This window comes from Candidatus Acidulodesulfobacterium ferriphilum (genome assembly GCA_004195035.1).
GTDB classification, from domain to species: domain Bacteria; phylum SZUA-79; class SZUA-79; order Acidulodesulfobacterales; family Acidulodesulfobacteraceae; genus Acidulodesulfobacterium; species Acidulodesulfobacterium ferriphilum.
In genome coordinates, this window is the sequence record SGBD01000004.1 from 189,115 (window position 1) to 210,655 (window position 21,541).

Here is a 21,541-nt window from a genome sequence, read left to right on the forward strand (position 1 = left end):
TTCCTCCTTATCGTTCGTAGGTTGATACTCTGCGGTTATGAGCGAGCGCTCGGTTATATTCTTTGGAGTTAACGATTTCTTTGTATTCTTTGCCTGTCTTTTCCGATATCTCCGTTCTGACATCTCCAGCAAAACCTTTTTTGAGCGAATGTGCGGCTTCGTAAGGTTGTCCTGTCGCTTCCGCCGCTTTTTCTAAATGTTTTAAGGTTTGTTTATATTCTTTAGTAGTTAATTGAAATTTGCCGTTTTTATCTATTTCAGATAAAACCTTTTCTTTAGTTTCAGGAGAGAGCGAATTAAATCCCTCAAACTTTTGTATTTTACCGCCCTTACCTACTGCATAAAGTTCTCCTTTGCTGTCAAGCCTTAAACCATTTAAAATGAGTGATTTGTGAAGTCTGATGCCACTTTGCTCGATTACCGCAATGGCTAATTTTATCTTATCAGGGGTTTTATTATTGCTATCAATAGCTTTAATCAAACTTTCTTTATTTTCGTAAGAATAATATCCTGCTCGTTCTTTAACCCCCGCGGATTTAAATTGAGTTTCATTTATTTTGAAGTCGTATTTTTGCCCGTATTTTTGAGTCAAGGCACTTTCAAATTTGTTGAGTGCCGATTTATAGGTATGCATTGTATCATTTGATCTCTTTGATATACTTTCCAAATAAGATTTAATGTGGTCCGAATTTATATTTTTGATATTCTTTATGCCGAAATGTTCTTTAATGTATTCAGATGCTCGAATCGATATAGATAAATAGCTTTTGAAAGTAGTTGTTGCAAAAACGCCGGTTGACTTGGCAAACGCCGCCATAAATTTATCTACTCCCTTATCGCCATTGTATCTGGCTTTAAATTCTTGTTTAGCTTTAAATTTACTTTCTCCAAAACGTTGTAAATTCTTAAAAGCTTCAAGCACCTGATATGTTATACTTGCTCTTTCTCTTGCCATAATAATGTCCTCCTTATTGTGTTAATATTAAAAAAGACAGTGGTATCCTGTAGTTGTTTATTTTTAAGAAACCCTATAAACAAAAGGGCAAAACTTTTAAAGCAATAAAGCGCGCAGGTATTTTTAGGGTTCCTTGCGGTCAGAACCGTTTTTTTTCTTTTTTGAAAGGGCAGAAAATAACAAAATATCCCCTTTTACCTTATTTTATCCTTCCTATTTACCTTGTTTTTGAGACCGTATTTTTTTAAAAGGCGGGTTCGGTCGTTTTCGCCTTAAGGCAGTAAAGGATTTGAGCGGGTAGGTATAACCAGCATATATATTTTTAATTATGAAATTTCCCGACGAACGGGCGTGAATTTAGGGGACATCCAGCGTTTTATTTCCACGTATTTTGTCTCGCTATTGGCGAGCCAAACTCCTTGAAATAAAACGCTTTACGAACTTTAAAAGTTTTTAATAACTGTTGAAATTTGCGAACAGTTAAAAAAATAATTTTAGGGTAGTTTTTGCCTGTTTTTTGCTTGCTTTGTTTTTTGCTGATAAAGCTGGCAAAAAACTATGGCGCAAAAAAGAGCGGCAAAAACATTAAAGAAGTTTCGTAAATTTATAGCAAAATTGAAAGATAGAAACTTTGAGAACTGCAGGGCAACATTTGTAGGTAAAACAAAATGTTGTTATGTAGGTTAGTGAAAATAAGATTAATACAAAAATTGATTGAAATTTATGGATAGATAATTGAGATTTAGGCAGAATTTGCCTTATTGAAAGGAATTTAATTTGTTTTTATAAAATATAGTAACAAATTAAATTAATAGCAGTTTAGAAGTCCCAGTGTATTATGTTGCAAATATAATACTTTTGTGGTTTTTACTCCACTTGGCTTGGCTTCTGCTTTAAATGGGATTACAAAAGGGCCTGTTTAAAATTTTTTATATAATCCCTTATAAAAAGTGTTGCAGGCGGTCGGGTTTTTAGCGCAGAGGCAGTGAAAAATCCGAAAAAAGCTTTTAATGTTTTTATAATATCAAAAATAAAAAAAGTTGTCAAGAGAAATTTTAAAATTGTTAGTAACTATTAAAATGTCTATATATAAATAACTTTCATTTTGTCTATTCCTTAACTAAAAATAATAATAAAATAGCGGATAACACCATTAACTCTAATTAAAGGAGGTTATCCGCTTATGAAAATTATAAGGTCGGAAAATAAGTAAACTAATTTATTTTAAAGCTATCGTAGAATTTATTAAAGGGACTTTAAGAAGTTAGAGGCCGTTATTATTTCCAAGTCGCCTATCTTTTTTAGAACAAGCAAATCTTTGTCCCCTGAAACTATATATGACGCTCCGCCGCTTTTTGCGCAATTTATAAATTTATCGTCGCCGGGATCCCTTGAATATTTTTCGTTATAAACATTTTTAATAAATAGACAGTTTTTGACAATTATACCGGCAATTTCTTGATGTTTATTTTCACCGGATTTTTCGGTAAATCTCGTTAATACTTCCGAATATTCCTCGAATATTTCCTCCGTGCATATAACGTCAAATTTGCCGCTAAACCATAGTTCGAGCAGGTCTCTTTCTTTTCCTCTAAAAAATATGCCGGAGATTAATATATTGGTATCTATAACTATGCGCACTTTTGTTTATTCCTTGTTTCTTTTATAACCCTGCCGACATCTTTGCGCTTTAGATTTAATTTTTCCGAAATTTCGTCACCCATAGCGATTAGATTTTTAAAATCCTTTATCTTGGGTTCTTCAATAGGCTTTAAAAGTATATTGCTCCCGTCCTGAAGTATAATCAGTTTGGAATTCGGCTTTAAGTTTAGGGCTTTCCTGATTTTATTCGGTATGACCACCTGTCCTTTAACGGACATGCTTGTAGTTTCCATAATAATAAACCTCCAAAATAAGTAAGTATTTCTTACTTTTATTATAAAGGTAATTAATTAAAAAATCAAGTTAAGATTTTTGTAAAATCAAAAAATCTGGAATTGAAAAGCCCGTCCGATAGGAATATAATAATAAATGCTCAAATGCTGATACATTAAGGGGGTTCGCTTTGTCCGAACAAAGCTGCCCCCTTAAAAACCCCCAGCAAAATCGGGAATGTCATAGAAACCTGTTAAGCTTTACCTGCGGTCTCTGCTCCCGCTGGTCGCATATTTCTTTTTTTCTTGGCGGTCATATGATATACTTATATTATCAATTAATATTTAAATTGCCGTTGCAGCATTAAAAATACAATTTCGCATACAGTAGATTTTATTATGATTAAATAACTATATTAAATCAATAACTTAGATTATACGATAATTACCTTGACACGGTAGGGGTCGGCGGTTCGAGACCGCCCGTGCCTACCAAAAGTATAATATATAGAGTACATAATTGGTTGAAATAAAATCTAAATTTCTACAATGGGTACATTATTTACATGGTTTATAAATTAACATCGAGTTCCCTATTTTTAGTCTCGGGTAGAAAAAAAGTTAATAAAAAGGCGGTTAGCATTAAAATTCCGATCAAATAATATCCAAAATCCTTATTTTCTTTTACAAAGAACATCATAATCAAAACCCCGCATATAGCCCCGAATTTCCCCAACATCGCCGAAAAACCGTAAGCCGACGACCTGAAAGATGTATGCGAAAGCTCAGCCGGAAAAATCCCCACGGTAAGGGACGCAAAGGAATTAAAAATTTCAGCAATGAAAATAACTAAAATGATGCCGATTAAACTTTTATAAACGGACGGCAGGAAAAAAAGCGCGATTGCCATCCCTATAAAACCGATGAGCTGCAAACCCTTTCTCCCGATTTTATCTATATTTAACAGCCCCGCTATAGAACTGATAATGCCCGCAAAAAGGATTAATGATGTAATTAGAGCGTTATCCTCATTTGAAATAAGACCTGTTTTTTTAAAAATTAAAGGTATCAAAAGGCCTATGCCGTAAGCCCCGATATCATATAAAAACCATATAATCGAATATAACAGCGTATTTTTAATATGGACATTTGAAAACATCCCTTTTATATAAATTTTATTTCCTAAATTTTTAACATTTAGCCATCTTGCAGATTCAGGCATAGAAATCCTTAAAAACATAACTATAATAGCAGGTATCACAACAATCCCAAGCATAAATCTCCACATTTCCGGGCCAAACGGAAAAAGCGCTGCCGAAACGAGAGAAGAAAATATTGAACCGAGTCCAAAGGAAAGTCCTGAAAATGCGAGATACTTGCCCCTTAACCCCTGCGGCGCTATCTCGGCAATATAAGAATTAGATACGGGATAATCCGCCCCTACCGCAATGCCTATAATAAAGCGGGATAAAAACAGCATTAAAAAATTAAAAGAAACAGCGGAGATAAGACCAAACATGACAAAAATTACCATGTTTAAAACATAAACCGACTTTCTTCCAAAGATGTCGCCGAAATATCCGACAACCAATGCCCCTGCCGCGCTGCCAAAAATAACCGAAGCGACTATCAAACCTGAGCCGAGGACATTTAAATGAAAATAAGGATTAATAAGTATTATCGCAAATGCTATGACGGTCAAGGAATACCCGTCTAAAAACATGCCCGCGGAGGAAAGCAGAAGGGGCATTGTAAAAAATGTATTATTTTTATTGCCCAATTTTATTTTATATGAAATTTTTAGATTTAAGATACTCTATCGATTTTATTAAATCCTTTTCAGACCTGTTTTCTATAATTAAAGAACCGCCGAATTTTTTATCTTTAAGATAATGAAAAAATTCATCGACTCTTAAAATACCGTCTCCCAACGCACGGTGTTCTTTTCTTACGGTTATTCTTAAGCCCTGTCTTTCCAAAACCATGTCCTGGATATGAATTTCGCTTATGTTTTCGAGCTTAAACTTTTCTATAAATTCGAGGGGCATAAACCCGCTTAATCCCCAGTGTCCTATATCGAAACATATCGAAATATTGTATTCTTTGACTATGGGATATAGATAATCGAACGGAAAAACTTCAAGATTTTCCAACGCAAACATGCAGGGATTAAGACCTGTTTTTTTCAATATATCGGACATACTTTTCCTTGCCTGATTTATAGCGCTAACGATAAGCGCCTTTTTATCTTCTTCCCCGATAGGAAAAAACATTATAGAATCCTCAAACTCGGAGGTTAAATGAAGAACAAATCTTCCAACGCTTATGTTTAATGCCTCTAATTCCCGGCAGGCATTTATAACCCTGATTATATAATCTACGGAAAGTTTTCTGTATTCTTCAAGGAGGCTTGACGGATTAAGTTGTAAATAAGGAAGGTGTACCGAAACCGATTTAATATTCGCTTTAACATCCGAAGATTTTATGATGGGTGCGATTATTTTTCCTAAAAATCCGGGGGATAACTGCTCGATTTCGGTGTTTATCTCGACAGCTTGTATGTGGTACTCATTTAAAAGTTTAAAATATCGGTTAAATCTTAATTCTAAAGCGCGGGGATCATTATTTCCTATAAGTCCGAACCCTATTCCAAAAAATGAATCGGTATTTACGCCAAAACAAAGATTGCCGTTATTCACTTAAACGCCCTATTTTTTTATATTTATTTCGTTATTTAATCTCTTACCGGTACTGCCGATTAAGATTATAACATAAAGCGCTAAATTATTTCACGGGGTTTACGGCGATAGAAACCCTTAAAAATCCATCCTTTTTTATAATATCTATTGTTTTAATGACCCTTTTTAAGTAAATTTTTTTATCTCCGTTAATAATTATGAGATCTTTTTTATTTGTAACCTTTTGCTTTAATAATGCCGGAAGACTCTGAAGGCTTGTCCTTTCTTTATTAAGAAAAACCGAGCCGTCTTCCTTGAGCGTAACCACAAAATTGTGTAATTTTACGGCAGAACCCTGGGATGAATTCGGAAGTTTAACATTTAGCCCCTTTTGATGAACCATCGAAAGAGTTACGAATATAAAAAATACAAGAAGAAAAAACATCGTATCAATCATCGGTATTAATTCGATTCTTGCTCTTTTAGTTTCCTGTTCTTTAAAAAGCTTCATATTTTATCGGGTTTTACCCCTGCCTCCTCCTCAAGTATATAAATTAATTATATATATCTATTTTAATTATCTTTTTAAACCAGTTGCACCTTCTTTTTTTCGTTTGAGCTAAAACTATTGTTATCTTTCAACTCATTTCTTTTGATAAAATTTTCAAATTGCAATACCACAAATTCCATTTGCTTTTTAATCGAAATAATTTTATTCTGGAAGTAATTAAAAAATCCTAAACAAAGTACTGCAATAATAAGGCCTGCCGCCGTATTTAAAAGGGCTAAAGCAACTCCGCCGGTAATGGCCGTCGGATGCGATACCCCTGTTTTACTTATCACATTAAACGAAACCATAATCCCGATTATAGTTCCAAGGAGCCCTAAGAGGGGTGCCATTGTGATTAATGTATCTAAAACCCACATATATCTTTCCATCTCTCTTGTATGCTTCATAGCTTCTTCCGTCAAGACCTCATCCCTTTCCTCTTTAGTTAAACACAGATTGTTAAAATCGACTAAGAGAAGGGAAGAATATATTCCGGGATGTTCATTGCAATATTCTTTTGCCTTTTTAAGCCCGTTATCGCTTTTTAAAATACTTTTAATCTCTTCAGTAAAAGACGAGCCTGTTTTAATAACACTATGCAAAAAATAAAATCTTTCGATAATAACGGTGATGGCGACAAGAAGCAATACAAGCATAACATACATAAGCGGACCGCCGTCAAATAATACTCCTAAACTGTGAAATATATTCATTACCATATCCTCCTTTTAAGGTTTAATTGATATAAAATTATCCATTTACCTTTTTAAACAATTAAACAATTTAATCTCGTTTTATCTTCGTTTTAATTTAAAATGTATTTTTATTAGAAAAGTTAACGAATTTATTGATATGCCCTTAGGAAACGGCATAAACGGCGCAGATATCTTTATGGTTTTAATGGCAGATGAGTTTAAAGTCCCATATTGAGAACCTTTTTCAATCTTTTCGAATACCAGGTCTCCATTTCTTAAAATCTTAAACAATACATTTACATATCCCTCCATCCCTTCTTTTCTTGCATAATACGGATAGACTAAATTCCTTACAACCTTTGCCTTGATTTCGCCGAAATATTTATCTAGTATGCTTGCCGGTATTTTTTTATGCGCATGGTGAACGACAACAGTATGTTTAACAATCGGAGCTACGGGCGCTACCGGAGCGGGCATAGGAACGGAAACATGATGAACCTTAAGGGGAGCGGGTTTTATGGATTTTTTAATCAAAACTTTCTTAATAACTCTTTTTATTACAGGCTTCTTATATATTACTTTTTTTATCTTTTTAACAGGAACCGCTATTTTTTTAGGCGGAACTATAACCTTTTTTTTATGCGGAAGACTGACGACGGAGATGAGTAAGGGCTTTACCTTTGCGGCGGGTTTCATAAAATGCTTGGCAATAAGAGAAATCTCGGCAAAAAGGAGCAAAAACATTATTTCCAGTATTAAAGCAATTATAAATGAATATTTTAATCTTGCATTTTTATCTGGAAATTCTTTTATAATATTTTCCATAAATTTTTTGAAATATGAATATAAACAATTTGAATTTAATTTATTTTAATTTATTGTATCAAATGAATATTACAAAATTATTACAGTTATATTAAATTTTTGTTACAATTTAAAAAAGTTTCCGCAAAAGCCGTTATATGGTTATATCCGGCTTCTGCGGACAAATATTAACCCGTTTAACTCATTAAAAACATCAAATAATTTAGATCTTAAGCTTAAAATTTAAATGATGTCGTCACATAATAGAATCTGGGCATGCCGGGCAAATATTCGGCATAAATGGCGTTTGAATTTGGGTATGTGCTGACAAATCCAGGGATTGCGCCGGTAAGATACTGTCTGTTTAAAATATTGTCAATGGATAGGCTGAGTTTCATACCTTTAAGGCCAGCTTCTTTTAATATGCCCATTTTTTTAAAGTTGAAATAGTGGCTAAGATTTAAATTAAACAGCCAGTAACCGCCAAGGTGGAACGCGCTTGTAGGATTTCCGTTTATGTCTTCTACGAACTGCTCGCCCGTGTATGTCCCCCACAACCTTGCGTCTATATTATAATAGTTTTCGTCAACGCCGATATTTGCAAGATGCCTCGGTATAAACGGAACATTTTCACCCGGTAAAACATTTCCTGCCGGACCTGAATAGGTAGAAGTAAACTTTCCGGTATTTAACGAATAGTTTGCAAAAACATTCAGATGGCGGTTAAAATCATATTGTCCCTCAAGCTGTAAACCCTCATACCGCGACCTGCCGCCGTTTGTCTCATAGGTAACTTCCGTTGCGGTATTTAAATATGTACCGAATGTATTGGAAAAGTCTTCTTTATACACATTTGCCGAAAGTTCGAGATTATCTAATCTGTACCTCGTTCCAAGTTCGTAATCGGTAACATATTCGGGCTTTATTCCGCTTAAAGATGTGGTAAAGTTAGTTCCGTTATAAGAAGTCAGCACGGATTCGTAAGCGGTATAATTTGGAGCTTTCATCGTCCTTCCGTAAGTTGCGTAAAAATTCCAGTTTGGAAGTAGATTATAGCTTAAACCAATCGTGGGTTCTATTTCGGTAAATGTATCCGATACCGTCCCGCCGTACGGATAAAGGGACGGCCATGTTTCGTTTGTTGCAACGCTCATATCCACTATTTGATATTTAACGCCAGGCTCGATAAATAACTTATCGGGAATAATGTCCACCCTGTCTTGCGCATAGACCGCATCCATATTCTCCGTACCGTGTTCATTATCGGCAATATTGTAAAAAGGCGCGACAGGCCCGTAACTTTCTCCGTAAAACGACTCTATTTTGTGATATCTTCCGAAAAGGAATTGTCCGCCGAGCGTAAGCACATTTCTCGGAAATCTAACGGTAACCGAGGGAATATCGCCGAACTGGCTTACATTCACGGCTTTATAATGGTTATCTGTTCCGTAAGCAAATCCGGGAGTAAAGCCGTTTGCAATTGCCGTAGCGCTATTTTGACCGTCAAGAAACTGCGGGTCTGGATTATAAGTAGCGGTGGGAACAGGCGTTAACGACCAGTTTCCACTTCCGAAACTTAAAGAATAAGGCTGCACGCCGTTAATATAAATGCTCGAAGGTATATCGCATGACGCCGTGCTGATTCCAGCGCTGGCGGCACTTGTATGGCATGCCGGGTTTACATAAAGATTTTTTGCCATATTTTCATTAAAGTAAAAACTCTTATTGTCAAAGGTAAGATCTCTGTTTATATAAGCCTTCCAACCAAGTATGGCGTAATACTCCTGATTGTAAGCCTGCGCATTTTCGACGGAAGTCGGCCATCCCCAGCTATAGCCGAACTGATCAAGCAGCGGTACGGGAACGAGGTGCGGGTCGTTTGCGTAATCGTCATTTCTCATAAATATGAACGAAATATGCGATCTGTTGTTATTATACGGCTTAATAAGGGACATATAATATGAATGGAGCCTGTTGGGGTAAGCTGAACCGTCATACCAGTTGTTCGCGTCGTCTCTTGATACCTTCAAATACATTCTGATTCCTTCCCAGAGCTTGCCTGTATTCAAAGCAAAACCGTAAGTCCTTGTGGCAAAAGAACCGTAGCCTCCGAATATCTTGGCGTAAAATTTGCTGGTCGGCATCAATGGTTCATAGTTTATCGTGCCGCCAAGGGAGTCAAAGGAATCAATACTTGGATTATTCACGCCGTAATAAATCCCGACCCCGGAAATATCGCCGAGCGTAAACGGAACGTTGTTCCTAACATCCATATAATTGGAAGAATCGCCGTCAAACATGTTGTTAATCGGCACGCCGTCAAAGGTCTGTGCAACCTCGCCTGTGCCAAAGCCCCTTAATTCGACGCGCGAACGGATATTATTAGGACCGCTGGTACTTGCGTGTATGGAAGGCGCTTGATTTAATATCGTCTCGAAGGAGTTCATAGGCGATTTTGTTGCCTCGATAGCCCTCTTTTTAATCTTCGATACTGTAAAAGGCGTCCTTTTCACTTTCTTAGCTTTTTTCTCGGCTTTTAAAACGATTACTTTGGCATTTGCCTTAGACGGGGCATAAAATGCAGCAAATACCGACAGGGCAATAAACAGGATTAGTTTAAATTCAGTCCTGTTTAACCCTATCCCCAAACCAATCTTTCTTAACTTACCATCAGGAACTTTCAATTTCATTTCTTTTCTCCTTTTTTGTTTTTGTTATTATTTTAAGATGTGATACTAATTATTCTTTAGAATTAATAAAAAAATGATAATGATAACCGAATTTGCATTTTTATAAATTTATCTTAAAATAATAAAATTCCGTAATTGAATAATTGAATTAAGGCTATTAACGGTTAAATTAAGGTGATTAAAAAAAATAAAAACTTGAAATTTAACTGGATTTTTACTTGCCGTTAATTATATTAACAAATGAATGTTACAGAATTATTACGACTTAGCTAAGGTTTTGTTGAATTTTATTACGGTTTTATTACAGTTTTGTTACCGATTTAACAAAAGCCTCCAAGTCCTTTAAGGAGGACTTGGAGGGTGAAAAAATTAAAACTTTAATGTCATCGTTACATAAGCCGCTATCGGCATTCCGGGGTATGCTAAAACCGACCCTGCGCTATTTCCTCCGAAGTAGCCGCCGGCAGTGATATACTCATATTCGTTATATTTACGGTTTAACAGGTTTAAAACCGTGAGCTTAATAACCGCCGCTTTCGGCAAGCCGGCATGCCTGCCGCCAAACGGGATTTTGGCGCTTACCGAAGCATTTAAAACATTAAAGCTTGGAATCGTTTGACCCGACGGCGCCCCCGTAACATCATCCATAATATACTGTTTACCCGTGTATATATCCCATATTTTTGGGGAATAGGTAATACGGTTGATTGAGATGTTATAATACGCGCCTAAATTAAATGTCTCTTCCGGCACATACGGAACATTATCTCCGTTATAATTACCCCCGCCTGTAATGTATGTAGAATACACTGCTTTTTCATAGTTTATATTTGTGAAAAGATGAAGATTATCTATGGGATTGTCGGATGCCGTTAGGTTCACGCCGTCATAATTGGAGGCGCCGGATGCGTAAATAGATGTCCCGTCAGCCAGGGTGTAGGACAACAGCTGGTTTGAGAAATGCTCATGATAATAATTAACATTTAGAACAAAATTGTTTAATAAATTATCGTGATGAACCAAAACCTTAAAACCTGCTGTGTAATATTGATTTTTTTCAGGTTCCAAGGCATTAGCGCCTATCTGCTGAAAGGGTCCTCCGCCTCCGCCTAAATGAGGATTTTGATAGGCGTCCGAGTAATTTCCGTAAATAGCTGTATTTTTAGTTAATTTATAATTAACGCCCAGCGAAGGTTCAAGTTTTTCAAAATAAGTCGAAGCGTCAGGCGCTTGAGGTCCGTTGTGTCCCTGTATTGTATCGTCATTACCGTAAGGATTTAACAGAACCGCTTCAGGATAATATTGCGAAGCATTATTATAAAAGTTTGTTTTAAAGGTAACAAAGTTCAAGCCCGGAGTTATCTTTAACCTTTTAAAAAAATGAAGCGTATCCTGAACGAATGCGGACCCAAAGGTTTGATAAAAATCGCTGTATCTATAAGCGCAAGGATTTGTAATGGTTGTAACTTCACTTAGGCCGCTCGGCTGGGCAGTGCAATATGTTCCGAAAGGATTATAAAACGCGTTTCTCGATATATAATGACTTTTTAGAAACCAGCCGCCGAATTTAATCAGGTTATGAGGAGCGTTTATATCAAAATATGTCCTATCCCCGTAAACTTCGTCTTCGGGATTATTATATTCATACAAATTTCCGGCGCCTTGCGAAAAATCGTTTTGGTGGTAATGGAGCCTTTCCCCTTCCCTGTACCAAACTAAATTATGAAATGAAACAGATTTTGAAACCTTGAGATTAATCGGCGAATAAATTAAATACATATGATTCCTGGCAAGCTTATTCCATACATCAAAGGCTAAGGAGCTGTAATAGCCGGTTGTTTGCTGTGAGAAATATGGTCCCGGCACGCTGTTTCCATCTGGATAATAGCCGTTAACCGTTACTCCTTGATTTCCGTTGCCGGGGTATATCGGACTTTCCGGTATAAAAGTCGGCCTGTAGCCCTGCGAATGGGCAATGTATGCGCCTAATCCAATGTTTCCGTTAGAAAATACTTTAACTACTTTTCCGTAATACGCATAGTCGGCAGCCTGGTTATAAAACCCAAAACCTGTTCTATAACTGTTTGAACTTGTAATACCTCCGGCAAGAACGGCGGAATAACCGCCAATCATCCCTGTTTTTATATTAAAATTTACATTTTTAGTATTAAAACTGCCGTAAGTAAAACTTAAAGAACCTTCGGGCTTAAGCGAAGGCTGTAAGGGGATAAAACCCAATGTTCCGCCGAGGGCATTATACCACCTATTTGCAGGATTTCCGGGACCGTAAACGACATTGATTCCAGAAATTAACGACATCTCCGGCATTAAAGCGGTGGACCATAAGCCTGACCCGGGATTACCCATCGGAACGCCGTCGAATGTTACCGCAATGCTCCCGTCATCGGTTTCTCCTATTAATCCGCCCCATCCCTGTTGAATTCCGTTGATGCTGAAACTTCCTCTGCTCGCCCCTGTCGGACCGTATGTTTCACTTCTAACCCCGGGTATTATGGATAAGGCTTGCGTTGCGCCACCGACGGGGGGTGTTGCCTTAAGTTCGGCCTTACCCACGATTAATTTGCTCTGGGTCGATTTAAAAATTTCCTCTTTGGTGAATTTTAAATCCGTCTTTTTTAATTCTTTTTCTTCTTCGGTAAGAATTTTTTTCAGGTAAGTAGATGAAATTTCGCCAAGATAAACGGGCTTTTTAGAAGCGTCATTGCCTGAAGCAAATGCGGAAGGCAAAGAAAAAAGGGGGGAAATAATCTGGATAAAAATTGGTAAAACAATAAAAAGGTAAACTCTTTTTTTCATAAATCCTCCTGTAAGGCAAGGTTTTTTGTTTTTAATAAACCGTTTGTTTTAAAAACGGGTATTAATTAATTTGCGGAGTTATTTTAACAAATGGATGTTACAAGATTATTACGACAAGGTTAAATTTTTGTTAAAATTATGTTACTATTTATTGCCGTTTGTTGCAGTTTTGTAATAATTGAATTTTACTATTTATATTAATTTATATTTGTAAAGAGGCTTTATTATGGTAAAATATAAACATACAAGGCAAATATGCTTCGATTACTTATCGTAAACGGTTTTTAGGTTTAATTTAAGTTTAATTTGCATTAAATTTTAATTATTTATTTTTAGGGGTTTTTCTTTATGCCGCGTTCATCCTTATTAGAAAAATTCGAAGAAACATATCCTATAGGTTTGCCCAAAAAATACACCGCAAAGGACTATTTCAAGCTTCCCGAAGGAAGCCCCTATCAATTAATCGAAGGAGAACTGATAATGACGCCGTCCCCGTTTACGGAGCATCAAGCCATATCAAGAAATTTAGGAATGATAATAGCTAATCATGTTAAGAAAAATAAATTAGGTTATGTTTACTATGCCCCCATAGATGTCTATCTCGATAACAGAAATGCTTACCAGCCCGACATAATATTCATCTCGAATAAAAATAGGGATATAATCAAAAAAACCGGCATAGATGGAAGCCCCGATCTTGTTGTCGAAATACTCTCCCAATCAAACGCATATTACGATAAAAAAGTTAAAAAAGAGGTCTATGAAAGAAGCGGGGTTACAGAGTATATAATCATAGACCCAAAGGCGAAAAACATAAACATACTTCGAAGAACGACGGGGGATTCCAAGAAATTCGACGAAATCTTATCGGTTAAATATAAAGATAAGGCTATACCTGATATTAAAACATTAGACTTAAAAATAAATTTAGGGGATATATTTACGGAAATTTAAACGGTCTCAATTATAATCAAAAAAAAACAGTTAATTCCTTGGTAAACCAATCATGTTAACACCCCCCTTTAAAGTTAAAATTTAATCTAAAAAATTAATCCGGGTTAACCCCTGCTAATATACCACCCACAGGACTATGCCGCTTTTTTGCCATATCTTTAATATATCGCATCACTTTTTTATATGATTTTAAACCCTTTGACGCGACCCATTCCTGTTTAAACTGTTCCGGTCCAGGTACTTTAAAGAGCGAAACGGGGATATATTGCTCGTTTTTTGGAATGGGAATACCCGCATTTCCGTTTATGTTTGCATCCGCGTTTGAGGAGGACTTCGGTTGTAAGCCGTCTTTTACTCCAGTTCGCCGCACGACATTTTTAACGCCGTTTGAAGTTTTAGACCCTGTTTTTAAGGGTATTTCCCACTCTCCCTTTTTTCCTATCTTGCGCCTTATCTTGTCAACCCTGTTTCTGCATATTCCCGGATTTAATGCAGGTTTTACCCTCATCGGCATAATATTATAAGGCGTCATATCCGGCTTATCGGTAAATCCGTTTCTAATAACGGCGGCGTTTGCATCCCACTGGGACATGGGCGGCAATTTAAAGATTGTCTCTATGGTTCTTAAGATGTTTATCTGGGAATAACGGCGGGCGATTATTGCTCCTTTTTTTACATAAGGTCCAATCATTAATGCAAATGTTCTGTGCGCATTTATATGGTCTGCGCCGGATTGGGCGTCATCTTCGGTGATAAATACGAGAGTATTTTTCCAGACAGGCGAACGGCTTAAATAATTTATAATCTCGCCGGTTGCGTAATCGTTGTTTGCGACATAGTAATCGGGTGTATAATAGCAGGGTTTTTGCCCCGCCGTATGGTCGTCGGGAAGCCATATATAAACAAACTGCGGAAACTTACCCTCTTTAATTCTTTTTTTTGCGAAGTTTAAAAAAACCTTAGCCCTTGCAGTGTCTAAAATAAATCTATCCCAGCCGTATGATTTAAGGTCTATATGCTTTTTCATGGCGGCCGATATATCGCCTATTCTGTTGCGGGACACAAACTCCCCGAAGTCTTCAAAAGAAACGTTATGTTTGAGCATATCGTTAAATATGTATAAATTTTGCGGGTATGCTATCCATGGATTCGACCAGTGTTTCAACGCTTTTAGGCTATCGTAAATCGGCATATATTTATGGCGCGAATTAATATTAATTTTCTTTAAATCCTGCGTTCATCCAGGATTTCCGACGAGCCCCCTGCCGGAATAGTATTCCGGCCATGTCCTTTGAACAAAATCCGAATCCGATGCTCCCGTCGTCCACTCATGCCCCTGCGCCGTAACCTCGCCGTCAGCCATAAAGTTTACGAATAGCGCATAATTATCAGCCAGCTTATAAGCGTTCGGAAGCTCTTTTTTATTATATAAATCAAGATGCGGGTCTGCCCATGCGCCTGCCCTTTTATAATCGCCAAAGTCCTCGTCGAATGTTTTGTTTTCCCTTAAAATAAATACGACATATTTTATATGCGATCTTAAAAATTTGGCTATCTTACTATTTTGAGCCTCCAATGTTAACCTTTGGGACAATAAAAAACCGTTATTCTTTAAAGACCTGTATGTTAAATATTTAATATGTTTAAAAGCATAATTAAGGTTTACCTTTTGCACAACGCCGTCCATAAAATCCCCAATCCACTGGTAATAAATGTTGGGACCGCTGCCTAAACCCTTGGCATTGACAATATATATAGAATTTTTAGATGATGCAACGGCGGTTGGATACCATGCAGCAGGGATAAGCCCCGTTCTTTTTCCGCTTTTCAGATTATAAATTGCAATATCGTTATTTCCTGCATTTGCGACATATATTTTATTATCCTTAAAGGCAATGCCGTCAGGATAACTCCCGGGAGGAGCATTATTATAAGGGGCATCGTTAATTACCTTAACAACCTTTAAGGTTTTTGAGTTAATTTCATAAATATAATCGTTATTGGAATCCGCAATTAAAACATAAGGGGTGCCTTTAATATCGGTAATGGCTGTAGGATGAACGCCTGCGCCATAGCTGTCTTTCGTTAATCTTTTACCCGTATAAACAAACCCTGACTTTTTCATTGTAATTGGATTTATAACCGTAACGCCGTTTGTTCCCCAATCGCTTACGACAAGCCTTTTATCGTTATCCGAAAGGCTTAAGGCAAATGGGTAAGGTCCCGCATTTACATAAGCGGTTTTTCCCGTAATCAAATCAATCCTTGCAACAGAGTTAGATAAAAGGCCTGAAGTATATAAATATTTTCCGTTTTTAGAGACGGCAATAAAATCGGGATAAAAAAGATAAGGTTTTTTAAATTGATGGCCCTGGTACTGATAAGGATATTGGTTTTTCGGAAACGGTTGGTATTTTAAAGCGTATTTTTTAACGACGATAAGTTTATTTTTTATAAGTTTTAAAGCGACAATATCGTTGACTCCGCCGCCTGCGGCATAAATAATGCCGTTTGGCGCAAAGGCAAGCCCCTGAAAGAGGTCCTGATTTTTATTCCTTGCATATGAAAACCGCGCCATTGTTTTATTTATGCTTGCGCTTTTAGCCTGTTTGGGATTATATACAACAAAGTTAGGGTGTTTAAACTTTTTTAGCCTTCTTTCCTTATAAGCCCTGTACTGAGCGATTTTACTAAGCGTATGCTTATTATAAACCGTTACGCTCTGATAAAACGTAGCACCGTTTGCCAAAACGGCTACAAGATTATGCCATACGGCAACATTCGTCGCAAAATTAGGCGTGCCGTTTATAAGACCGAAAGGGGTTATTTTTCTGCCGGTCGGAAGGGTATGTTCCACAATTCTCAAGTTTTTCAAATAAACCCTGATAGGGCTTAATATATTCTTATCATTAAATAAACCTCTTTTCTTAACGGCAACAATCGTATTATTATCGGTTATCTTGGTTGCAAAAGAAGGACTTATAAAAATGAAAATAATAAAAAAATCTATTAATAAGATAAATAAGAAATATAATCTCCCTATGTTCATAATATTTAAAACCCAGTTTCTCATAAAATTATTTAAAAAGATTTTTGGAAATTTGTTTAATATGATTCGTTTCTTTATGTTTCTTATAATATATATCTTTTTTAACCAAATTAACCGCATTTTGAAAAAGTTTGCTTTTCGGATTAAGCTTATAAGCAGTCTTAAGGTCTTGTAATGACAGCTCAAGTTCACCTATGCTATATTCGGCTCTTCCCTTTATAAAATAAGCATACGAATTTTTAGAATTATTCTTAATGACATTATTGGAGTAATATAATGCCTTTTTAAAGTGGTTCGGCTTGGAATTTTCGTATCCCATTGCCGTATTAAGCATTAAAATGTCAGATAGATGCCTGTCGTTTGCATACTTAAGTCCCTTTTTGTATAACATAATGGCATAATTAATTTTGCCGGATTTTAACAAATTATTTCCCCTTAGAAGATAATTTAAAGCAATGCTATTTTTTACGGAATCTATAAATTTACCGGTGTTTTTGTTATTTTTATTGAGTTTTAAAATCGAAGCCAGAGATTTTTTATAGTAATGCGTGCTTAACTTATACTCTTTTAAAAATTGAAGAACATTGGCGGCAAGTTCGTATGTTTCTGGATTCTTACTTTCCCTTAAAGCCTCTTTGGATATTTTTAAAGCGGAATTATACTTTTTATTTTTAAGCAAGCCTACCGCCTTGTTATAATCCGCCTGCCATTTTAAAAGCGCGTAAGATGTATTGACGCTAAAAGGAATACCCGCCATAATAATGAATAAATTAAATAAGATATAAATAAACAAATTTTTTTTAAATTTCATTTAAACCCCCTTTGAATTTAATTCCCGGTTTTTCTATAGCCCATATTTTTATTACAAAAAGTATATATGTGGGAAATCATAGCGGTTCCCCACATATACTTGCTTTAACTGCTATAGAGAGAGGATAGAGATAAAGCCGAAGACTTAATTATTTATTATTTATTAAAGTTAAAACTTCTATGGCGCGATAACTATTAAAACTTAAAATTAGCGGTTAAATAAAAAGTTCTCGGCGCTCCAGGATCAGCCAATATTGCACCAGCGCTTTCTCCTGTGCTTCCACCGAAATATGCACCGCTTGTAATATATTCAAAAGCATTGTACTGATGGTTAAATAGATTTAAAATGGAAAAATCTATGCCTAAAGTTTTAATATCCTGCTTTTTAAAGGCATGGGTCGTAAATTTGATTCCGGCGTTTGCTACATTATAACTTGGCATGGTTTGATTAGTCGGGGCGCCTGTCAAATTATTAAACATATATTCTTTGCCGTTATAAATATCCCAAAACTTCGGGGTTAAAGAAAAATTATAATTTCTAAATGGTATCTTATAAGAAAGACCTAAGTTAAAAGTCAAATCAGGAACATTTGATACAGGGAGATTATCATAATTTTCTTGATTAACGCCCGAAACATAACTGGTATAGTTTGTATGCAACATTTCAAGATTTGAATAAAGATGAAGATTTTTAACCGGATTATCTAATAAAGAAATATCGACACCGTTATAATTTGCGGATGCGTAAGCAAAATAAGTCGTATATACTGTGTTTACCAATATTGTCAAGGGGATAGCTTCATGTCCTAAATGATAAGTAAAATAGGTTGCGTTAAATACAAAATGATGTAAAAAATTAATATTGGATTTATTCAACAAAATTTTAAATCCTGCTTCATAATCCGTATCACGAATTCCCGAAACGCTTCCCGGATTGGCTGCGGCAGCAGAACTTGCAAGACCGACCGGATTTTGGACGGTTTGAGAATAATTTCCATATAATCTAAGATAAGGAAAAAGTTGATAGCTTGCCCCTAAGGACGGCTCAGTTCCGAAAATCTGCCTTGAAAAACTGTATGCGCTTGTTCCTGCAGCCGGGTCATTATAACTGGTAAATATATTGTGATAACCGACCCAGTCTAAGCCGGGTATAACCGTTAATTTGCCAAGATGAATCCCGTCTTGAATAAAGGTCGAAAATCCGGTTTCGGAATATCTATCATATTGAGTGCCAAACCATATAGGATTCCATGTTGCATATATATAATAGCCCCCAAATTTTACATCGTTATACGGCAAATTTAATTTAAAAGTGAGCCTGTTCCCATAGTTATTGGAATAAGGGCTCCAGTCTTCGGAGGACGGCGCTCCGGGAATATAATTATTTACCCTTAAATGCAAGCGGTATCCATGCCTGAACCACGGCATATCAGAAAATGTCAGGTTTGGAGATAACTGCAAATTCAATTTAGAATATGCCAATAAAATCTGGGTCTTAACTAATTTATACCACATATTATAAGGCAATGAGGAATAATAACCGGATGTTTGCTCGCTGTATAGGGGGGCGCCGCTCGCATTTAAACCCTGTGTAGTAACTCCTTGAACGGGGGAAACAGGAATGAAATTTGGACGATAAGCCGAACTTCTTGCGGCGTAAGCCCCAAAGCTTAAAGAACCGTTATTTAATGTTTTTATCGCCTTAGCAAAGAAAGCATACGAATGGGAAGGAGCATTAAAACTGCCCGTCCTGAAAGTATTTTCCCTGACATATCCGCCTGAAAAAATAAAATCCCAACCATTCGTCAAACCGGAACTTAAAGTAAAATTAGTATAATAAGTATTATAACTGCCCGTTCCAAGACTTATTTCTGCGGAAGGTTTTACCGTCGGTTGAACCGGTATAAAGTTTAGAGTTCCTCCTATACTGCCATACCACCGATTATAAGGATTTCCCGGACCGTAAATTACATTTATACCTTCAATCATTGAAAGTATAGGAATCATGTTAGGCTGCCATGCGTTTCTCACATAATCGGTCATAGGAACTCCGTCAAATAAAACCATTACTTCATGACGGGCAATAGACCCGCTGGCAGAACCCCATCCTTGTGAAAGCCCCCGCACATATACTTGACTCCTGTCCGACGGATTATTGCCGCCGTATGATCTTACGGAAACCCCGGGAGCCATTTGCAAAGCTTGAGCGGCATTGCCTACACCGGCATTTTCAATCTCATTTTTATTAATCACAACCTCCGATTGTGTTGATTTAAATATCTCCTTATTCGAGATAACCTTAATCTCTTTTTTTTCATAAGAAAGAAGTCTTCTAACGCCTGAAGAAGTTACAACGCCCAAACTTATTACGCCGTTAGAATTTTGTTGAGCAAACGCAAAGTTGCTCCGGCCTGCTATAAATAACAAAAATAAAGCCGCCAGGATTAATTTAAAATTCTTACCCTCCCCTCCCCTTTCATTCCGGTTTTTCTTTTTACTTCGCGGTTCATTATCTCTTCTCCTAATAAGAATTTTTAGAAAATTAACGATTTTACCTTTCATTTCTTATCCTCCTAAAAAATAAGATTATGTCTTTCGTTTAATTTTAATTTTTAAATAAATTTGCTTTTAAAATTTAATTGAGACATAGTTTATCAAACTAATGTTACGCTATTATTACGATTGCGTTAAATTATTATTAATATTTGTTGCAAATTTGTTGCGATAATGTTACGGATGTAACATTTAACCCAAAATTGCCGATAGAGATTTTTAAATATATCGCAATACATTAAAAACACTGGATTCCCGCTTTTGCGGGAATCCAGAAAAAGAAATTTCTATCGGCAATTTTCAGATTTAATTTAATCATTGACTTATTTAAAAATCTTATTTAAAGATATTATTAAATAACCGAAAATATGGCATAATAAGCCATAACGATATTTATAAAATTTATTTATTTGTGACATAAATCAATGAATTCATTTTAATAAAAGTTTAAATTTAAATTAGCGCAAAAAGGCATAAAACAAGCGGAGGATAAATGGAAACGATAAACGATATCATTTTAAATTACTTGTCTTCCTTCAGCGATACCCGTAACGGCGGCAGATCGGTTAAATCTTTTTTGGAATCTTGGCTCTGCCTTACTTTAATCGCTCAAATAAACATCAATAAACACTCCTATAAAAACAAAAACGATAAAGATAAATTAGAGTTTTTATTTAAAGACTTTAAGGCTAATATTGCCGCCATATTGAACGATAAGGATAATATAGCAAAACTTAAAAATATCCTTGATATCGTGGAATCGGGCTGTCCGATATTAATAACAAAGTTTGACGATATTAAGGAAACGATGAGCAAAGCCGAAGGTATCGGAGATTTAAAAGAAAAAGAGCTTGATTATTTTATGGATTGCACCGTAAGTCTAATCCATCTGGGCAAAAATAAACTGTTTAAATCCTTCAGTCTGGATTCTTTAGCCGAAGATTACAGCAACTTTGATATTATATTTTGCGAAAATGCGTCTATATTAATATATAATATCATCAAAGCCGTTATTGCTCCCTCCGTTCAGACATTCCGAATATCCCCAAAAGGCTCGGAAGCATAATCACGAAATTAACTATGACGGATAAGTTTATACGCCCCGCCCCTAA

General features: G+C 36.1%; 16 protein-coding genes. 2 read left to right on the top strand and 14 right to left on the bottom strand.

What is annotated here, in order from left to right; genetic code table 11:
- Positions 1-7: 7 nt before the first annotated feature.
- From EVJ47_07980 to EVJ47_08025, 10 genes are all read right to left on the bottom strand, one after another.
- Positions 8-955 carry a hypothetical protein gene (locus tag EVJ47_07980; protein ID RZD14160.1) on the bottom strand — a complete coding sequence of 316 codons (948 nt, stop codon included), beginning with the start codon at positions 953-955 and terminating at the stop codon, positions 8-10.
- A 1,245-nt stretch (positions 956-2,200) separates the two neighbouring features.
- Positions 2,201-2,596, bottom strand: a complete 396-nt coding sequence (locus EVJ47_07985; GenBank protein RZD14161.1) for a putative toxin-antitoxin system toxin component, PIN family — start codon at positions 2,594-2,596, stop codon at positions 2,201-2,203.
- Positions 2,587-2,850, bottom strand: coding sequence for an AbrB/MazE/SpoVT family DNA-binding domain-containing protein (locus EVJ47_07990; protein ID RZD14162.1), 264 nt, complete (start codon positions 2,848-2,850; stop codon positions 2,587-2,589). Before EVJ47_07990 ends, EVJ47_07985 begins: the two co-directional genes overlap by 10 nt.
- Before the next feature lie 550 nt (positions 2,851-3,400).
- A complete protein-coding gene (locus tag EVJ47_07995) occupies positions 3,401-4,609 on the bottom strand; it encodes an MFS transporter (GenBank protein ID RZD14163.1) in 1,209 nt (402 codons plus the stop codon).
- Between the two features lie 7 nt (positions 4,610-4,616).
- On the bottom strand, positions 4,617-5,528 hold the full coding sequence (locus EVJ47_08000; GenBank protein RZD14164.1) for a sugar phosphate isomerase/epimerase: 912 nt from the start codon (positions 5,526-5,528) through the stop codon (positions 4,617-4,619).
- Positions 5,529-5,613: 85 nt separating this feature from the next.
- Entirely contained in the window at positions 5,614-6,018 is a 405-nt protein-coding gene (locus EVJ47_08005; protein ID RZD14165.1) for a biopolymer transporter ExbD, read from the bottom strand.
- Between the two features lie 74 nt (positions 6,019-6,092).
- Positions 6,093-6,776, bottom strand: a complete 684-nt coding sequence (locus tag EVJ47_08010) for a MotA/TolQ/ExbB proton channel family protein (GenBank protein RZD14166.1) — start codon at positions 6,774-6,776, stop codon at positions 6,093-6,095.
- 75 nt (positions 6,777-6,851) lie between these two features.
- Positions 6,852-7,577, bottom strand: coding sequence for a TonB family protein (locus tag EVJ47_08015; protein RZD14167.1), 726 nt, complete (start codon positions 7,575-7,577; stop codon positions 6,852-6,854).
- A gap of 215 nt (positions 7,578-7,792) precedes the next feature.
- Positions 7,793-10,246 (bottom strand): TonB-dependent receptor, encoded by a 2,454-nt coding sequence (locus tag EVJ47_08020; protein ID RZD14168.1) that lies wholly within the window; start codon positions 10,244-10,246, stop codon positions 7,793-7,795.
- A 369-nt stretch (positions 10,247-10,615) separates the two neighbouring features.
- Positions 10,616-13,063, bottom strand: coding sequence for a TonB-dependent receptor (locus EVJ47_08025; protein ID RZD14169.1), 2,448 nt, complete (start codon positions 13,061-13,063; stop codon positions 10,616-10,618).
- 348 nt (positions 13,064-13,411) lie between these two features.
- Here EVJ47_08025 and EVJ47_08030 point away from each other — a divergent pair, with 348 nt between their 5' ends.
- The gene (locus EVJ47_08030; GenBank protein ID RZD14170.1) at positions 13,412-14,017 is read left to right on the top strand and encodes a Uma2 family endonuclease; all 606 of its coding nucleotides are present in this window, start codon (positions 13,412-13,414) and stop codon (positions 14,015-14,017) included.
- Between the two features lie 94 nt (positions 14,018-14,111).
- Here EVJ47_08030 and EVJ47_08035 read toward each other — a convergent pair whose 3' ends face one another.
- The 4 genes from EVJ47_08035 to EVJ47_08050 all read right to left on the bottom strand — a co-directional run bounded on the left by EVJ47_08035 (position 14,112) and on the right by EVJ47_08050 (position 20,438).
- Entirely contained in the window at positions 14,112-15,209 is a 1,098-nt protein-coding gene (locus EVJ47_08035; protein RZD14171.1) for a hypothetical protein, read from the bottom strand.
- A 45-nt stretch (positions 15,210-15,254) separates the two neighbouring features.
- Positions 15,255-17,066 carry a YncE family protein gene (locus EVJ47_08040; GenBank protein ID RZD14172.1) on the bottom strand — a complete coding sequence of 604 codons (1,812 nt, stop codon included), beginning with the start codon at positions 17,064-17,066 and terminating at the stop codon, positions 15,255-15,257.
- A gap of 28 nt (positions 17,067-17,094) precedes the next feature.
- Positions 17,095-17,877 carry a hypothetical protein gene (locus EVJ47_08045; protein RZD14173.1) on the bottom strand — a complete coding sequence of 261 codons (783 nt, stop codon included), beginning with the start codon at positions 17,875-17,877 and terminating at the stop codon, positions 17,095-17,097.
- Positions 17,878-18,071: 194 nt separating this feature from the next.
- Entirely contained in the window at positions 18,072-20,438 is a 2,367-nt protein-coding gene (locus EVJ47_08050; GenBank protein ID RZD14174.1) for a TonB-dependent receptor, read from the bottom strand.
- A gap of 484 nt (positions 20,439-20,922) precedes the next feature.
- Between EVJ47_08050 and EVJ47_08055 the strand changes: the two genes are divergently transcribed.
- On the top strand, positions 20,923-21,495 hold the full coding sequence (locus tag EVJ47_08055; protein ID RZD14175.1) for a hypothetical protein: 573 nt from the start codon (positions 20,923-20,925) through the stop codon (positions 21,493-21,495).
- The last annotated feature ends 46 nt before the right edge of the window (positions 21,496-21,541 follow it).

Excerpts from the sequence above, each read along its gene's own strand:
- EVJ47_08015 (RZD14167.1), bottom strand. The coding sequence starts at position 7,577 with ATGGAAAATATTATAAAAGAATTTCCAGATAAAAATGCAAGATTAAAA.
- EVJ47_07980 (RZD14160.1), bottom strand. The coding sequence starts at position 955 with ATGGCAAGAGAAAGAGCAAGTATAACATATCAGGTGCTTGAAGCTTTT.
- EVJ47_08045 (RZD14173.1), bottom strand. The coding sequence starts at position 17,877 with ATGAAATTTAAAAAAAATTTGTTTATTTATATCTTATTTAATTTATTC.
- EVJ47_08055 (RZD14175.1), top strand. The coding sequence starts at position 20,923 with ATGGAAACGATAAACGATATCATTTTAAATTACTTGTCTTCCTTCAGC.
- EVJ47_08035 (RZD14171.1), bottom strand. The coding sequence starts at position 15,209 with ATGCCGATTTACGATAGCCTAAAAGCGTTGAAACACTGGTCGAATCCA.
- EVJ47_08025 (RZD14169.1), bottom strand. The coding sequence starts at position 13,063 with ATGAAAAAAAGAGTTTACCTTTTTATTGTTTTACCAATTTTTATCCAG.
- EVJ47_07990 (RZD14162.1), bottom strand. The coding sequence starts at position 2,850 with ATGGAAACTACAAGCATGTCCGTTAAAGGACAGGTGGTCATACCGAAT.
- EVJ47_08050 (RZD14174.1), bottom strand. The coding sequence starts at position 20,438 with ATGAAAGGTAAAATCGTTAATTTTCTAAAAATTCTTATTAGGAGAAGA.
- EVJ47_08030 (RZD14170.1), top strand. The coding sequence starts at position 13,412 with ATGCCGCGTTCATCCTTATTAGAAAAATTCGAAGAAACATATCCTATA.
- EVJ47_08040 (RZD14172.1), bottom strand. The coding sequence starts at position 17,066 with ATGAACATAGGGAGATTATATTTCTTATTTATCTTATTAATAGATTTT.
- EVJ47_08020 (RZD14168.1), bottom strand. The coding sequence starts at position 10,246 with ATGAAATTGAAAGTTCCTGATGGTAAGTTAAGAAAGATTGGTTTGGGG.
- EVJ47_08010 (RZD14166.1), bottom strand. The coding sequence starts at position 6,776 with ATGGTAATGAATATATTTCACAGTTTAGGAGTATTATTTGACGGCGGT.
- EVJ47_08005 (RZD14165.1), bottom strand. The coding sequence starts at position 6,018 with ATGAAGCTTTTTAAAGAACAGGAAACTAAAAGAGCAAGAATCGAATTA.